This is a genomic window from Curtobacterium phoenicis (genome assembly GCF_047238015.1).
Lineage (GTDB): Bacteria > Actinomycetota > Actinomycetes > Actinomycetales > Microbacteriaceae > Curtobacterium.
On sequence record NZ_JBDFLZ010000002.1, the window covers coordinates 1,870,813 to 1,886,884 of the forward strand.

The 16,072-nt window shown below is 71.0% G+C and carries 16 protein-coding genes; 14 read left to right on the forward strand and 2 right to left on the reverse strand.

Features of this window, described 5'->3' with window-relative positions:
• Positions 1-7 precede the first annotated feature (7 nt).
• The gene (locus tag ABC270_RS09080) at positions 8-700 is read right to left on the reverse strand and encodes an HAD family hydrolase (protein WP_412880486.1); all 693 of its coding nucleotides are present in this window, start codon (positions 698-700) and stop codon (positions 8-10) included.
• 28 nt (positions 701-728) lie between these two features.
• Here ABC270_RS09080 and hemW point away from each other — a divergent pair, with 28 nt between their 5' ends.
• Positions 729-1,964 carry a radical SAM family heme chaperone HemW gene (hemW, locus tag ABC270_RS09085; RefSeq protein WP_412880487.1) on the forward strand — a complete coding sequence of 412 codons (1,236 nt, stop codon included), beginning with the start codon at positions 729-731 and terminating at the stop codon, positions 1,962-1,964.
• A 25-nt stretch (positions 1,965-1,989) separates the two neighbouring features.
• On the opposite strand, the gene ABC270_RS09090 is transcribed toward hemW, so the two are convergent.
• Positions 1,990-2,388, reverse strand: a complete 399-nt coding sequence (locus ABC270_RS09090) for a DUF4870 domain-containing protein (protein ID WP_412880488.1) — start codon at positions 2,386-2,388, stop codon at positions 1,990-1,992.
• Between the two features lie 108 nt (positions 2,389-2,496).
• On the opposite strand from ABC270_RS09090, the gene hrcA reads away from it, so the two are divergent.
• The 13 genes from hrcA to leuA all read left to right on the forward strand — a co-directional run bounded on the left by hrcA (position 2,497) and on the right by leuA (position 16,052).
• Entirely contained in the window at positions 2,497-3,516 is a 1,020-nt protein-coding gene (gene hrcA / locus ABC270_RS09095; RefSeq protein WP_412880489.1) for a heat-inducible transcriptional repressor HrcA, read from the forward strand.
• Between the two features lie 87 nt (positions 3,517-3,603).
• Complete coding sequence (dnaJ, locus tag ABC270_RS09100; RefSeq protein WP_412880490.1) at positions 3,604-4,713, forward strand: molecular chaperone DnaJ; 1,110 nt, start codon at positions 3,604-3,606, stop codon at positions 4,711-4,713.
• Positions 4,713-5,450 carry a 16S rRNA (uracil(1498)-N(3))-methyltransferase gene (locus tag ABC270_RS09105; RefSeq protein WP_412880491.1) on the forward strand — a complete coding sequence of 246 codons (738 nt, stop codon included), beginning with the start codon at positions 4,713-4,715 and terminating at the stop codon, positions 5,448-5,450. The genes dnaJ and ABC270_RS09105 overlap by 1 nt, the downstream gene beginning before the upstream one ends.
• A gap of 34 nt (positions 5,451-5,484) precedes the next feature.
• Positions 5,485-5,838: a histidine triad nucleotide-binding protein gene (locus ABC270_RS09110; protein WP_412880492.1), complete on the forward strand. Its 354-nt coding sequence runs from the start codon at positions 5,485-5,487 to the stop codon at positions 5,836-5,838.
• Positions 5,828-6,952 carry a PhoH family protein gene (locus ABC270_RS09115; protein WP_412880493.1) on the forward strand — a complete coding sequence of 375 codons (1,125 nt, stop codon included), beginning with the start codon at positions 5,828-5,830 and terminating at the stop codon, positions 6,950-6,952. The genes ABC270_RS09110 and ABC270_RS09115 overlap by 11 nt, the downstream gene beginning before the upstream one ends.
• A complete protein-coding gene (gene ybeY, locus ABC270_RS09120) occupies positions 6,949-7,410 on the forward strand; it encodes an rRNA maturation RNase YbeY (RefSeq protein ID WP_290132045.1) in 462 nt (153 codons plus the stop codon). The genes ABC270_RS09115 and ybeY overlap by 4 nt, the downstream gene beginning before the upstream one ends.
• Before the next feature lie 4 nt (positions 7,411-7,414).
• The gene (locus tag ABC270_RS09125) at positions 7,415-8,737 is read left to right on the forward strand and encodes a hemolysin family protein (RefSeq protein ID WP_412880494.1); all 1,323 of its coding nucleotides are present in this window, start codon (positions 7,415-7,417) and stop codon (positions 8,735-8,737) included.
• Positions 8,734-9,663, forward strand: coding sequence for a GTPase Era (era, locus tag ABC270_RS09130; protein WP_412880495.1), 930 nt, complete (start codon positions 8,734-8,736; stop codon positions 9,661-9,663). Before ABC270_RS09125 ends, era begins: the two co-directional genes overlap by 4 nt.
• Positions 9,664-9,755: 92 nt before the next feature.
• Positions 9,756-10,991, forward strand: a complete 1,236-nt coding sequence (locus tag ABC270_RS09135) for a sensor histidine kinase (protein ID WP_412880496.1) — start codon at positions 9,756-9,758, stop codon at positions 10,989-10,991.
• The gene (locus ABC270_RS09140) at positions 10,988-11,674 is read left to right on the forward strand and encodes a response regulator (protein ID WP_412880497.1); all 687 of its coding nucleotides are present in this window, start codon (positions 10,988-10,990) and stop codon (positions 11,672-11,674) included. The genes ABC270_RS09135 and ABC270_RS09140 overlap by 4 nt, the downstream gene beginning before the upstream one ends.
• A 207-nt stretch (positions 11,675-11,881) precedes the next feature.
• A complete protein-coding gene (locus tag ABC270_RS09145) occupies positions 11,882-12,634 on the forward strand; it encodes an ABC transporter ATP-binding protein (protein WP_412880498.1) in 753 nt (250 codons plus the stop codon).
• Positions 12,631-14,031: an ABC transporter permease gene (locus tag ABC270_RS09150; RefSeq protein ID WP_412880499.1), complete on the forward strand. Its 1,401-nt coding sequence runs from the start codon at positions 12,631-12,633 to the stop codon at positions 14,029-14,031. Before ABC270_RS09145 ends, ABC270_RS09150 begins: the two co-directional genes overlap by 4 nt.
• A 248-nt stretch (positions 14,032-14,279) precedes the next feature.
• Positions 14,280-16,052, forward strand: coding sequence for a 2-isopropylmalate synthase (gene leuA, locus ABC270_RS09155; RefSeq protein WP_412880500.1), 1,773 nt, complete (start codon positions 14,280-14,282; stop codon positions 16,050-16,052).
• Positions 16,053-16,072 lie beyond the last annotated feature (20 nt).

Consider the following 16,072-nt stretch of genomic DNA (forward strand, 5'->3'; position numbering starts at 1 on the left):
ACGCGGCTCAGCGCAGCGGGGGGAGTGCGGCGATGGCGTCCTCGATGATCTGCACGTCCTGGACGCAGTCCCGCGCCACCGCGACCGCACTCGTCGCCCGGAGCGCGTCGACGTCGTAGACGCCCGTCGCGACCGCCAGGAACGGGATGCCAGCCGCGTCCGCGGCCTCGCCGTCCCGTGGGGTGTCGCCGACGATCACGGCCCGTTCGCCCCGGAGCGCCGCCGCGGCACGTCCGGTGACGCCGGCGCGGTCGACCTCCTCGTCGCCGAAGAACGAGTGCGTCCAGTCGAACGCCTCGAGGTCGAACCCCGCGCCGCGGAGCTTCACCCGAGCCCGGTGCTCGGAGTTGCCGGTGAGCAGCCCGTTGCGCCAGCCGAGGACCGCCAAGCGTTGGACGAGCTCGCGGGCGCCGGGCGCCGGCTTACGGTGGTCGCCGGCCCGGAAGCGTTCGTCCGTGAGGTCGCGCAGGTGTCCGGACACGGTCGGGATGAGCGCGTCGTCGAAGTCGTGGGCCCGGACGTGCTCGGCGATGAGACCGGCGTCCGTCCGTCCGTGCTGGTGCCCGACGCGCAGGGTGAGGTCGCGACCGACCGCCCGCTCGAGTGCCAGGTGGTACAGGTTGCCCGGCGAGGCGGCGTTCAGCACGAGGGTGCCGTCGATGTCCCACAGCACCGTGGTGGGGACGGTGTGGTGCTCCATGCCTCCATCATGACCGAGAATGGAGTCCATGCCGAGCGCCCTGCCGATCGCCGATCCCGCTCCGTCGGACGGACTGATCATCCCCGGAACGGGAGCGGGCGACGTCCCGTTCGGCGTCTACGTGCACGTGCCGTTCTGCCGGGTCCGGTGCGGCTACTGCGACTTCAACACGTACACGGCGTCCGAGCTGCGCGGCGTCCGTCGCGACGACTACGCGGGGCACGCCGTGCAGGAGATCCGGTTCGCAGCGGACGTCCTCGAGCGTTCGGGTGTGCCGCGCCGTCCGGTGTCGACCGTGTTCTTCGGCGGGGGGACCCCGACCATGCTGCCGGCGGACGACCTCGTGATGATCCTCCGTGCGATCGACGAGACGTGGGGGATCCTGCCCGGCGCCGAGGTCACCACCGAGGCGAACCCGGACTCGGTCGACGCGGAGTCGCTGCAGACACTCCGCGAGGGCGGTTTCACCCGCGTCAGCTACGGCATGCAGTCCGCGGTCCCGCACGTCCTCGCCACACTCGACCGTACGCACGACCCCGAGCGTGTGCCGCTCGTGGTGGACCTCGCGAAGCGGCAGGGCCTCGACGTGTCGCTCGACCTCATCTACTCGACGCCGGGGGAGTCGCTGGCCGACTGGCGGACCTCGCTGGACGCGGCGATCGCCTGCGCGCCCGACCACGTCTCGGCGTACTCGCTCATCGTCGAGGAGGGCACCGCGATGGGGCGCATGGTCGCCCGGGGCGAGCTCCCGGCACCCGACGACGACCTCGCCGCGGACATGTACGAGCTCGCCGACGACGTGCTCGGCGCGGCCGGGTACTCCTGGTACGAGGTGTCGAACTGGGCGCGCACCGATGCCGACGGCGGCACGGCGGGCCACGCGAGTCGGCACAACCTGTCGTACTGGAAGGGGCACGACTGGTGGGGTGTCGGGCCCGGAGCACACTCCGCGGTCGCCGGCACCCGCTGGTGGAACGTCAAGCACCCGGCCGCGTACGCGAACCGGGTGCTGTCCGGGGAGTCGCCGGCGGCCGGTCGCGAGACCCTCGACGACGAGACCCGGTACGTCGAGCGCGTGCTGCTCGCGGCACGGGTCCGCGGTGAGCTCGCCACCTCGGAGCTCCGCCGGGAGGCCCGTGGCCGCGTCGCCGGGCTCATCGCACGTGGTCTCGTGGACGGCTCGGCCGCGGTGCGGGGTCGGGTCGAGCTGACCCGGCAGGGCCGGCTGCTCGCGGACGCGGTGGTCCGCGAGCTGCTCGACTGAGCCGTCGGCTCCCGGGCGCCCTGCGCTACTGCTTGATGAACTCGATCGTGAGCGGGTACTTGTAGAAGCGGCCCTGGTTGGCGGCGATCGCGGCGAGGATCGAGAAGACGATCACGAGCACGCCGAGGATCGGCAGCAGGACCAGGCCGATGAGGATGATCGAGAGCAGGCCGCACACGACCCCGGCGATCGCGGCCGTGATGTGGAAGTTCAGTGCCTGGCGGGTGTGCTCCCGCACGAACTGGCCGCGGTCGCGCAGCACGAGGTACGCGACGATCGGCACGAGCAGGCTGAAGAAGATCGCGCCGACGTGCGTCAGGGTCGCCCAGAGCCGCTGGTCCTCGGGGCTCATGGGCTGGGGCACCTGGTAGTTCGGCGGGTACTGGGGGCCGCCTGGGCCGCCGGGCTGCTGTCCGTAGGTCATGCGGGAAGCGTACCGACGGGTGCCGACGGAAGTCCCGTCCTGTCGGGCGTCGGGCGTAGGATCAGCAGTCGACACACGAGAGTGCCAACGCGAGCGGAAGGGGTCCGGGTGGTCAGTGAACGCAGCCTCGAGGTCCTCAAGGCCATCGTGCGGGACTACGTCGCGTCCCGCGAACCGGTGGGCTCGAAGTCGATCGTCGACCGCCACGCCTTCGGGGTGAGTGCCGCGACGATCCGCAACGACATGGCCCAGCTCGAGGACGAGCAGCTCATCGTCGCGCCGCACACGTCGTCCGGACGGGTCCCGACCGACAAGGGGTACCGCGTCTTCGTCGACCACCTGGCAGCTGCCCGCCCGCTCTCCAGCGCGCAGCGCCACGCGATCGAGACGTTCCTCGGCGCCTCCGGCGACCTCGACGACGTACTCGGGCGCACCGTGCGGCTGCTGAGCCAGCTGACGAACCAGGTCGCCCTCGTGCAGTACCCCTCGATGGTGCGCGCCCGGGTCCAGCACGTCGAACTCGTCCGGCTCGGCGACACCCGGTTGATGGTGGTGCTCATCACCGACACCGCCCGGGTCGAGCAGCGCGTCGTCGAGAGCGACGTCCGCCTCGACGAGTCCGCCCTCTCCGAACTCCGCAGCGTGGTGAACGGCGCGACGGTCGGGCTCCTCCTGCAGGACGTACCCGGGGCGCTCCGCGCGGTGCCGCAGCAGCTCCGTCCCGACGTCCAGCCCCTCGCCGGGGTCGTCGTGGCGACCCTCATCGAGCAGGTGGCCGCGAACCGTCAGGACCGCCTGCTCATGGCGGGCGCGGCGAACCTCGCGAAGAGCGAGTCGGACTTCTCCGGCGGCCTCTTCCCCGTGCTCGAGGCCATCGAGGAACAAGTCACCCTGCTCCGGTTGTTCGGGGAGATGCAGGTGGACGACATCGCGGTGGCGGCGAGCATCGGCGCCGAGAACGCCGAGTACGGCCTCGATGCCACGAGCATCGTCGCCGGCGGGTACCTCGCCGGCGGCGAGGTGGCACGGCTCGGGGTGCTCGGGCCGACCCGGATGGACTACGGCAGCAACATGGCCGCCGTCCGGGCCGTCGCACGGTACCTGTCCAAGCTCCTGGGCGAACATTGACCGGCCCGCACCGCGACCGTCGCGACCCACGCGCACGACCCGCACCGGGCCTCCAGACCGACCGAACCGAAACACACTGAGGGATACGTGGCAGACCACTACGACGTCCTCGGCGTCCAGCCGGACGCCTCCGATGCCGACATCAAGAAGGCCTACCGTCGCCTGGCGCGTGAGCTCCACCCGGACGTGAACCCCAGTCCCGAGGCGGCCGAGCGCTTCAAGGACGTGACGCACGCCTACGACGTGCTGAGCGACCCCGAGCAGCGCCGTCGGTACGACGCCGGACCCCAGGCGGACAGCCCGTTCGGCGGCGGCGCCGGGGGGTTCAGCGACATCTTCGACGCCTTCTTCGGCGGGGGCGGCGGTGGCCGGGGCTCCGGTCCGCGCAGCCGCGCCGAGCGGGGGCAGGACGCCCTGCTGCGCATCGACGTCGACCTCGACGAGGTCGTCTTCGGCACCCACAAGGAGGTCGAGGTCGACACCGCCGTGCTGTGCGAGACCTGCAACGGCTCGTGCTGTGCACCGGGCACCAGCCCGCGGACGTGCGACATCTGCGGTGGCTCGGGCCACATCCAGCGTCAGGTGCGATCGCTCCTCGGCAACGTCGTGACGAGCGCGCCCTGCGGCACCTGCCGTGGCTACGGGACCGTCATCCCGAACCCGTGCCCGACGTGCCAGGGCCAGGGCCGCGTGCGTGCCCGCCGATCGATCCCGGTCGACGTGCCCGCCGGTGTCGACTCCGGTCTGCGCCTGCAGATGCCGGGCCAGGGCGAGGTCGGTCCCGCCGGCGGCCCGTCGGGTGACCTCTACCTCGAGATCCGGGTGCGGCACCACGACGTCTTCAGCCGCGACGGTGACGACCTGCTCGCGACGCTCGAGGTCGGGATGACCGACGCGATCCTCGGGACCACCGCGACGATCGACGGCCTCGACGGTCCGGTCGAGCTCGAGATCCGACCCGGTGTCCAGAGCGCGGACGTGCTCGTGCTCAAGGACCGCGGCGTCACGAAGCTGCGCGGCAACGGGCGCGGTGACCTCCGCATCGGCGTGCAGGTGGTGACGCCGACGAAGCTCTCGCACAAGGAGCGGCAGCTCGTCGAGCAGCTCGCGAAGTCGCACAAGGCGACGAAGCCCCAGCTCGCCCGGTTCCAGCAGGGCATGTTCGGCAAGCTCCGCGACCGCTTCTTCAACTTCTGATGGCCTCGCTGTACCTCGTGCCGTCGCTCGACGGCGTGACCGTCGGGGCGCAGGTGTCCCTGGGCGGGGCGGAAGGTCGCCACGCCGTGTCGGTCGCGCGGGTCCGGATCGGCGAGACGCTGCGTCTGGGCGACGGGCAGGGCACCGTGGTGACCGGCCCCGTGCTGTCCACCGACCGCGATGCCCTCGTGCTCGAGGTCGCGGCGGTGGACCGCTCACCGGCGCCGTCGCCCACGCTGACGCTCGTGCAGGCCCTCGCCAAGGGCGGTCGCGACGAGATGGCGGTGCAGGCGTCGACCGAGATCGGCGTCGACCGGATCGTCCCGTGGTCGGCGTCCCGCAGCGTCTCCCGGTGGGAGGGCGCGAAGGTCGAGAAGGGCCGTGCGCGCTGGGAAGCGATCGCGCACGAGGCCTCGAAGCAGGCGATCCGTCCGCGGGTGCCGGTCGTCGAACCGGTCGTGACCACCGCGCAGCTTGCCGGATCCGTCGGCGGCGGTCGGGTGGTGCTCGTGCTCGACCCGGTCGGCGACGTCCGGCTCTCCGCGTGGGAACCGCAGAACGACGTCGAGGACATCGCGCTCGTCGTCGGGCCCGAGGGCGGCATCGACGGCAGCGAGTTCGACCGCCTCGTCGCCGCCGGCGCCGTGCGGGTCCGGCTCGGCGACACCGTGCTCCGGACCTCCACCGCGGGTCCGGCGGCGCTGTCGATCCTCCAGACGCGGCTCGGACGCTGGTAGGCCCGCCGTCGGCGGCGCGTTCTACGATGGGGACATGAGCACCAGCACGCCCAGCGTCTTCTCGAAGATCATCGCGCGCGAGCTCCCGGCGACCGTCGTCGCCGAGGACGACCGCGTCATCGCCTTCGAGGACATCGCGCCCAAGGCTCCCGTCCACGTGCTCGTCGTCCCCAAGACCGAGCAGTACCGCAACGTGACGGAGCTCGCGTCCGGGGACCCGGACCTCCTCGCCCACGTGGTCGCCACCGCGCAGCGCATCGCCGACGAGCGCGCCGGCGGCCAGTACCGTCTCGTGTTCAACACCGGCGAAGCAGCCGGTCAGACCGTGTTCCACGTGCACGCGCACGTACTCGCAGGTGAACTGCAGGAAGGCACCCTTGCCGGATAACGAACCACTCGAGCAGGACACCACGTCCGAGCTCACCGTCGACGGCATCGCCATGGTGCAGCTGCTCGGTCCCCAGGACCGGCTGCTCAAGACCGTCGAACGCCAGTACCCCGGGGTCCGCGTCGTCGTACGCGGCAACGAGGTGAGCCTCACCGGCCCGGAGCGCGACGTCGCACGGGCGCGGGCGCTCGTCGACGAACTCGTCGGCATGGTGAAGCGCGGCCAGGACATCGGCCCGGCCGACATCCCGATGTCCGCGCGGATCCTCGACGACGACCGCAAGCCCTCGGACACGTTCGGGACGCCGATCGTGTCGAGTCGCGGCAAGTCCGTCCGTCCGAAGACCGACGGGCAGCGCGCCTACGTCGACGCGATCGACGAGAACACGATCACGTTCGGGATCGGTCCGGCGGGTACCGGCAAGACGTACCTGGCGATGGCGAAGGCCGTCCAGGCGCTGCAGCGGCGCGAGGTGAACCGCATCATCCTCACGCGCCCCGCGGTCGAGGCGGGCGAGCGACTCGGGTTCCTGCCGGGCACGCTCACGGACAAGATCGACCCGTACCTGCGCCCGCTGTACGACGCCCTCAACGAGATGATGGACCCCGAGCTCGTGCCGAAGCTCCTCGCGGCCGGCACCGTCGAGGTCGCGCCGCTCGCGTACATGCGCGGGCGGACGCTCAACGACTCGTTCGTGATCCTCGACGAGGCGCAGAACACCACACCCGAGCAGATGAAGATGTTCCTCACGCGTCTCGGGTTCGGGTCGAAGATGGTCGTCACGGGCGACATCACCCAGGTCGACCTCCCCGGCAACCTCTCCGGTCTCCGGCTGGTGACGCGGATACTCGACGAGGTCGACGACATCCACTTCGCCCGCCTCGGCAGCGAGGACGTCGTCCGGCACACGCTCGTCGGTCGCATCGTCGACGCGTACACCGCCTACGACGAGGAGCGCCTCGCCGAGCAGGCCGGGTACCGCTCAGGCGGCCGTGGCTCGGCGGCGGAGGGCAACCCCGCCGGGGTGAACCGCGCTGAGCGCCGTGGTCGACCGCCGCAGGACCGCCAGCGGTCGCCGTACCCGCAGAACGACTCCCGAGGAGGGAACCGGTGAGCATCGAGCTCAACAACGAGTCCGGTGTGGAGGTGGACGAGGCCGCGATCCAGCGACTCGCCTCCTTCGCGCTCGACGCGATGCACGTCCACGCCGATGCCGAGCTCGCGATCGTGCTCGTGGACGAGGGCGCGATGGAGCAGCTGCACGTGCGGTGGATGGACGAGCCAGGCCCGACCGACGTGCTGAGCTTCCCGATGGACGAACTGCGCCCCGGTACCGAGGACGACCCGACGCCCGCCGGTCTCCTCGGCGACATCGTGCTCTGCCCGCAGGTTGCGGAGGAACAGGCGAAGACCGCCGGGCACTCCACGACCGACGAGATGCTGCTGCTCACCTGCCACGGGATCCTCCACCTCCTCGGGTTCGACCACGCGGAGCCGGAGGAGAAGGCCGAGATGTTCGGCATCCAGGGGGAGATCCTCTCCGCGTTCGCCGCCCAGCACCGAGGGCGGTGACCTGATGCTGCTCGTCGCCGTCCTGCTCGCGGTGGCGTTCGTGCTCGTCGTCGGTGGCGGTGTGCTCGCGGCGTCCGATGCGGCGCTGTCGGTGCTGTCCCGCGCCGACCTCGACGAGATCGCGCGCGGTGCCAAGCGCCGTCGTGCGATCGAGGCGATCGGCGACGACGTCGGCGCGCACGTCAACGCCCTGAACTTCGTCCGGGTGCTCGCCGAGACCGCTGCCGCGGTGCTCGTCACGATCGCCCTCGTGACCGTGTTCGACACCTGGTGGGTGGCGCTCGTCGTGTCCGCCGCCGTGATGACCGCGGTGTCGTTCGTCCTCGTCGGGTCGAGCCCGCGCAGCGTCGGTCGCGCGCACGCCGAACGCTTGATCGCGGTCACGGGCGGCCTCGTCCGCGCCGTGCGCATCGTGCTCGGGCCCCTCGCCGGACTCCTCGTGGCGATCGGCGACCGGGTCACGCCCGGACGTGGTCGCAGTGCGTCGACGGTGTCGAGCGAGGAGCAGCTGCTGTCGCTCGTCGACGAGGCGGCCGAGAGCAACGTCCTCGAAGCGGACGACCGTGAGCTCATCCACTCGGTGTTCGAGTTCAGCGACACCCTCGTGCGCGAGGTCATGGTGCCGCGTACCGACATGGTCACCGTCGACGGCGCCGACACGCTCGCCGGGGCGATGGAACAGTTCCTCGTCGCCGGGGTGTCCCGCATGCCGGTCACGGGCAAGGACAGCGACGACGTGCTCGGCGTGCTCTACCTCCGTGACGTCTCGCGTGCGCTCTACGAACGGTCGGGAGCGGGCGCCGAGCCGGTCACGGCCCTGCTGCGTCCGGCCGGGTTCGTCCCGGAATCGAAGGCCGCCGACGACACGCTGCGCGCGATGCAGGCGGGCAAGAACCACCTGCTGCTCGTGGTCGACGAGTACGGCGGCGTCGCCGGACTCGTCACGATGGAGGACCTCATCGAGGAGCTCGTCGGTGACATCTCGGACGAGTACGACCGCACCGTCGTCGACCGGGTCGAGGTCGAACCGGGCGTCTGGCGCGTGTCGGCCCGGATGCCCGTCGACGAGCTCGGCGACCTCTTCGGGATCGAACTCGACGACGACGACGTCGACACGGCGGGCGGTCTGCTCGTCAAGGAGCTCGGGCACCTCGCCACCCGCGGCGACCGTGTGACCGTCGACGGCATCGTGCTCGTCGCCGACCGGGTGGAGGGCAAGCGCCGTCACCTCGTCTCCGTCCTCGCCGAGCGGACCGACGCCCTCGCCGACGTCGAACACGCCCTCGACGACACCACGCCGACCACGACAGGGAACACCTCCGCATGACCGACACCACCACGCCAGAGGGCCAGCCGTACCGCGCTGGCTTCGTCTCCTTCGTCGGCCGACCGAACGTCGGCAAGTCGACGCTGACGAACGCCCTGGTCGGCGAGAAGGTGGCCATCACCTCGTCGAAACCGCAGACCACCCGTCGGGCCATCCGCGGCGTCGTGCACCGACCGAACGGTCAGGTCATCATCGTCGACACGCCCGGTGTCCACCGGCCGCGGACCCTGCTCGGCGAACGCCTCAACGACCTCGTGCAGTCGACACTCGGCGACGTCGACGTGATCGGCTTCTGCGTCCCGGCGAACGAGCCCATCGGGCCCGGCGACCGCTTCATCAACGACTCCCTCGACCAGTACCCGCGGGCGAAGAAGATCGCCATCGTCACGAAGATCGACCGCGTCTCGAAGGACAAGGTCGGCGAGCAGCTCCTGGCGGTGTCGAAGCTGCGCGAGTGGGACGTCATCATCCCGACGTCGGGCACCCGCGGGCTGCAGCTCGAACCGCTGCTCGACGAGATCACGGCCTTGCTGCCGGAGTCGCCGCAGCTCTACGACGACGCGACCGTGACCGAGGAGACCGACGAGGACCGCATCGCCGAACTCATCCGCGAGGCCGCGCTCGAGGGCGTCCGCGACGAACTCCCGCACTCGCTGGCCGTCGTCGTCGAGGACGTCGTCGAGCCAGACCCGGACGACGACCCGGACGGTCCGCTGCGGATCTTCGCGAACCTGTTCGTCGAGCGCGACAGCCAGAAGGCGATCGTGATCGGCCGTGGCGGGGAGCGTCTCAAGGACGTCGGGTCACGCGCCCGGGCCGAGATCGAGTCGCTGCTCGGTGGGCGGCACGTGTACCTGAACCTCCGGGTGAAGGTCGCGAAGGAGTGGCAGCGTGACCCGAAGCAACTCGGCCGGCTCGGTTTCTGAGCACCCGCCGACCGCCGACCGCATCGCGAGGTCGAGGACACGTCAGTCGATCGACTGACGCGCGTCGGGTCAGCGCGCCGTACCGTGGGGTGGTGTTCCGTCCCGTGCTGCGCTCGCAGGTCCTCTTCGACGTCATCGTCGCGGTCCTCCTCGGCGTGGTGCTGCTGCTGCTCCGGGCCGGTGGGGGCAACGGGCCGCTGAGCGTGGTGGTCGTCGCCGGGCTCACCGCGTCCCTGGCGCTCCGTCGGCTGTCACCGGGACTCGCGCTCGGCATCGCCTGGCTCTTCGCCGTCCTGCAGATGGCGACCTGGCAGACGCCCGACCCGGCCAACGTGCTCATCGCGGGCGTGATGTTCACCACGAGTGCCTACGGGAGCGCCCGGGTCCGGCTCGCCGGTCTCCTCTCGGCGGTCGGCGGGGCGCTCGTGGCCGCGGGCTACGTCGGGTTGCAAGACGTACAGCAGCAGCACGACGGCGGCTTCACCCGGACGCCGATGGAGTTCGCGCAGCTCGTGCTCGGCACCTTCGCCGGCGTGCTCCTCGTCCTCCTGCTCCCGTGGCTCGCCGGGCTGGTCCGCCGGACCCGTCGTCTCGCGAGCGTCAGTCGTGAGGCGCAGCTCCTCGCCGAACGCGACGCTGCCCGGGCCGACCGTGCGGTCGCCGTGGAGCAGGAGCGTGTGCGCATCGCCCGCGACATGCACGACATCGTCGCGCACTCGCTCGCGGTCGTCATCGCGCAGGCCGACGGGGCGCGGTACGCGCTGAAGGCCGACCCAGCGATCGCCGACCAGGCCCTGACCACGATCTCCGGGACGGCCCGCCGGGCGCTCGGCGACGTGCGGGAGCTGCTCGGGGCGCTCCGGCACGAACAGGGCACCGCGCCGACGCCGGACGTCGACGACATCGAGCAGCTCGTGACGGAGATGCGCGACATCGGGCTCGACGTCGACGTCGAGCGCGAGGGTGACCCCTCGACCCTGCCGACGACCACCCAGCTCGCGGTGTACCGGATCGTGCAGGAGAGCCTCACGAACGCGTACAAGCACGGGCAACGTGGCGCTCCGGTGCACGCTCGGCTCACCTACCGTCCGGACACCGTCGAGATCCAGGTCGTCAACGAGCGCGCCGACGACGGCCGCTCGGGGCCCGGGACCGGTCACGGTCTCGTCGGGATGCGCGAGCGTGCGACGATGACCGGCGGCACGATGACCGCGGGCCCGCGCGGGGACGACTTCGTCGTCGCCGTCCGGATGCCGGCCGTCCCCGCGAGCGGGCAGATGCCCCGTGACCGCATCACCTCGATCCAGCAGGAGCAGACCGCACGATGACCACGACCCCGAACCCCGAGGCCCGCATCCGTGTGGCACTCGTCGACGACCAGGCGCTCTTCCGCACCGGGATCCGGATGCTCATCGACTCCCAGCCCGACCTCCAGTTCGTGGGGGAGGCCGGCGACGGCGCCGAGGGCGTCGAGCTCGTCCGGCGCGCCCGACCCGACGTCGTGCTCATGGACGTACGCATGCCGGTGATGGACGGCATCACGGCGACGTCGCGGATCGTGGAGCAGTCGGGCACGGACGGCGCGAAGGTGCTCGTCCTCACGACGTTCGACTTCGACGAAGCCGCGGCGAAGGCGATCCGGGCGGGTGCCAGCGGCTTCGTGCTGAAGGACGCGGACCCCGAGTTCCTCCTCGCGGCGATCCGGACGGTGCACGCCGGCACGGCCGTGTTCGCGGCGTCGGCGACGCGCGAGCTCCTGCGCCGGTACGAGGACACGACGAACTCGGCGGCTTCGGTGCCGCCGGCCTTCGCGGAGCTCACCCCGCGCGAGCGGGAGATCTTCGACCTCGCCGCGAAGGGGCTGAGCAACAGCGAGATCGCCTCGCACGAGTTCGTGAGCGAGGCGACCGTCAAGACACACGTCTCGCGGGTGCTCACGAAGCTCGAGCTGCGGGACCGCGTCCGGCTCGTGGTCTTCGCGCACGAGCACGGGCTCGTCGCGAAGGACTGACCCGCGCGCAGGGCCGGCGGCCCGACGGGCCGTCGTCCGCGCGCAGGGCCGGCGGCACGACGGGCCGTCGTCCGCGCGCAGGGCCGGCAGCCCGACGGGCCGTCATCCGGACGGATGACCCGTCCACAGGCGAGCCAGCCGAGGGGACCATCCACAGGAGCCGACCGACCGACGCGGGACGAGCCTCCCGGCCGTCATCGTGGAGTCATGACCAGCAGCCACGCTCCGATCATCCGACTCGACCACGTGTCCAAGCACTACGGTGATGCCGCCCGCCGGGTGACCGCACTCGACGACGTCAGCGTCGACATCGGCGCGGGGGAGTTCACCGCGGTGATGGGCCCGTCCGGGTCGGGCAAGTCGACGCTCATGCACGTCGCCGCCGGGCTCGACGCGGTCTCGAGCGGCCGGATCCAGATCGACGGGGTCGACATCACCGGTCTCGGCGACCGCGACCTCACCGGGCTCCGACGCCGTCGGCTCGGGTTCGTGTTCCAGTCCTTCAACCTCGTGCCCACGCTCGACGTCGGCGAGAACATCCGTCTGCCGTTCCTGCTCGGCGGCCACCGGACGTCGCGCGAGGAGAACGCGTGGATCGACCGGCTCGTGGACATGCTCGGGCTCGGCAACCGTCTGACGCACCGTCCGCACCAGCTCTCCGGTGGGCAGCAGCAGCGTGTCGCGATCGCCCGCGCACTCGCCTCGCGGCCGGCGGTGGTCGTCGCCGACGAGCCCACCGGCGCGCTCGACTCGCGGACGGGGCGCGACGTCCTCGGCATCCTGCGCGGTGCCGTCGACGAGTGGGGGCAGAGCGTCGTCATGGTGACGCACGACCCGGTCGCCGCCGCGAACGCGGACCGCATCCTGTTCCTCGCCGACGGGCGCATCGTCGGCGACCGTCCCGCGATGGACGCCGCCGAGATCTCCGCGACGATGCTCGGGATGGAGGCCGCAGCGTGAACGCCCTGACCTCCCTGCGCGCGTTCCGCCCCACGATCCTCGTCGCCGCACTCGGCACGACCTTCGGTTCCGCCCTGGTCATCGCACCCGGCATCGTGTCGGAGGCACTCGCGGCCGCCGGACTCGACGACATCGCCACCGTGAAGGCGATCCTCTCGGTGATCGGGTGGCTCTTCCTCGGCATCGCCCTGTACGTCGGCGCGATCGTCACGGCGAACACCTGCGCGACCCTCATCGCCGGCCAGACGCGCGTGATCGCCCTGCAGCGGCTGGTCGGTGCGACGGGTGCGACGCTGCGGTCGCGGATCACCCGGGCGGGACTCCTCGTGGGCGTCGTCGGCGGTGTGCTCGGCGCCGTCGTCGGCATCGGTCTGAGCGCGGTGTTCGTGATGGTGCTGCGGGGCAACGGGTTCCTGCCTGACACGACGTACACGCTCGTCCCGTGGGAGCTCGTGCTGCCGATCGTGGCGGTCGTCCTCGCCACCTGGGGTGCGTTCGCGGTGGGGTCCCGACGGGTCCTCACGGTCACGCCGCTCGAAGCGTTGTCGTCGAGCGTCGAACCGAGCCACGACGACGTCCGTTCGGGTCGAGTCCGCAGCGTGTGGGCGGTCGTGCTCATGGTCCTCGGCGGTGGCCTGATGGCGGTCGGGCTCGCGGCCAGCGCGGCGTCGCCGATCGCGGTGCTGCCGGCGGCGCTGGGCGGCTTCGTGTCCTTCGCCGGGGTCGCCGTCGGCGCGACGATCGTGATGCCCCCGGTACTCCAGCTCATCGGACGCATCGGCGCGAAGGACCCGGTGGTCCTGCTCGCCGGACGGAACGCGATGCGCGCGCCGGGCCGGTCGTCGCGCGCCACCATCGGTCTGGTGATCGGCGTGACGCTCCTCGTGACCTTCGCGGTGGCGCTGGGCATCATGCAGCACACCCTCGAAGCGACGCTCTCCGGCGACGGCACGTCGCCGGCGATGATCGAGGCGCAGCGCGACTTCTTCGTCCAGCTGGGCAGCGTGGTCAACGTGATCGTCGGGTTCTCCGCGGTCATCGCAGCGGTCGGCGTCGTGAACGCGCTCGCGCTCGGTGTGCTGCAGCGTCGTCGAGAGCTCGGCCTGCTCCGCGTCCTCGGGCTCACCGGCGCGCAGGTGCGTCGGATGATCGTGACCGAAGCGGTGCAGATGGTCGTGGCGGCCGTGGCCACGGGACTCGTGCTCGGCACCGTGTACGGGTGGATCGGCGGTCAGACGCTGCTCGGGACGCTCGGCACCGTCGTCGCGCCCGTGCTGCCGCTCACGACGGTGGGCATCGTGGTCGTCGGTGCCGTGGTGCTCGCCGTCGTCGCGACGATCGCGCCGGTGCGACGCGCGATGCGCGTCCCGCCGACGGAGGCGCTGGCCGTCGACTGACAGCGCGCGGTCGCGTCCGCAGGACGGACGCCCCGACGGCGACCACGTTCCGGCCTGGAGGCACGGTGCTGACCCGCACCGCGCCTCCAGGTCGCTTGCACACGGTTGGTACACCAGTGCTACGGTGGTCCCGATGTACTCGGCACTCCTCCTCCTTCGCTGCCGCGACGAGGCCTGACACAACGGCCCACCTCGTCGCGGAGTCCGTCGTGGCCTGACCCACACCTGACGACGAAAGCGACGAAACGATGCAGAACACGCAGCGGCCCTCCGGGATGCCGATCCACAAGTACGTCCCGTTCCACGACCAGATCCGCGTCGAGCTCCCCGACCGCACCTGGCCGACGAAGCGCATCGACCGGGCTCCCCGGTGGTGCGCCGTGGACCTCCGCGACGGCAACCAGGCCCTCATCGACCCGATGGACTCCGAGCGCAAGCGGGCGATGTTCGACCTGCTCGTGCGGATGGGCTACAAGGAGATCGAGGTCGGGTTCCCGAGTGCCTCGCAGACCGACTTCGACTTCGTCCGTTCCCTCATCGACGAGGGCGCCATCCCCGACGACGTCACCATCCAGGTCCTGACGCAGGCGCGTGAGCACCTGATCAACCGCACCTACGAGGCGATCGACGGCGCGAAGCAGGCCATCGTCCACCTGTACAACTCGACGTCGATCGTCCAGCGGGAGGTCGTGTTCCGCACCGACGTGCAGGGCGTCGTCGACATCGCGGTGCACGGTGCCGAGCTCTGCAAGGCGGCCGAGGCCGACCTGCAGCACGACACGCAGGTGTTCTACGAGTACTCGCCCGAGTCCTACACGGGCACCGAGCTCGAGGTCGCTGTGCAGATCTGCAACGCCGTGCTCGAGGTCTTCCGCCCGACGCCCGAGCGGAAGGTGATCATCAACCTGCCCGCGACCGTCGAGATGGCGACGCCGAACGTCTACGCCGACTCGATCGAGTGGATGTCCCGGAACCTGGCGCACCGCGAGGACGTCATCCTCTCGCTGCACCCGCACAACGACCGCGGCACCGCCGTCGCGGCCGCCGAACTCGGCTACATGGCCGGAGCCGACCGCATCGAGGGGTGCCTGTTCGGCAACGGTGAGCGCACCGGCAACGTCGACCTGGTCGCGCTCGGCATGAACCTGTTCACGCAGGGCATCGACCCCGAGATCGACTTCAGCGACATCGACCAGGTGAAGCGCACGGTCGAGTACTGCAACCAGCTGCCGGTGCCCGAGCGGCAGCCGTGGGCGGGCGACCTCGTCTACACGGCGTTCAGCGGCTCGCACCAGGACGCCATCAACAAGGGCTTCGACGCCATGCAGGCGAAGGCGTCCGCTGCGGGGAAGTCGATCGACGAGATCACGTGGGCGGTGCCCTACCTGCCGGTGGACCCGAAGGACATCGGCCGCTCGTACGAGGCAGTCATCCGCGTGAACTCGCAGTCGGGCAAGGGCGGGGTCGCGTACCTGCTGAAGACGGACCACGCGCTCGACCTGCCGCGCAAGCTGCAGATCGAGTTCTCGGGCGTCGTGCAGCAGCACACCGATTCCGAGGGCGGCGAGTTCTCGTCGGAGCGCATCTGGGACCTGTTCCGCGACGAGTACCTCCCGGCCGACGACGAGTCCGACAAGTGGGGCCGCTACGAGATCACGAAGACCGCCACCGCGTCGGATTTCGACGGCACGACCACGCTCTCGGTCGCGATGCGCGTCGACGAAGGGTCGGTCAGCGCCGAAGCGGTCGGGACCGGTCCGATCGACGCGTTCCTCCAGGTGCTGAAGGGTCAGGGCATCGACGTCACGCTGTACGACTACTCGGAGCACACCATGAGCGCCTCCGGTGACGCGCAGGCAGCCTCGTACGTCGAGCTCGACGTGGACGGCACGCGGCTGTGGGGTGTCGGCATCGACGCGGACATCGCCACCGCGTCGCTCAAGGCGATCGTGTCGGCGGTCAACCGCGCGGTCCGCGCTGGTGCGGCGTCGGGGGCGTCGCCGGAGCTGGTTTCGGCCTAGTCGCGTCCACCGCCGGGAGG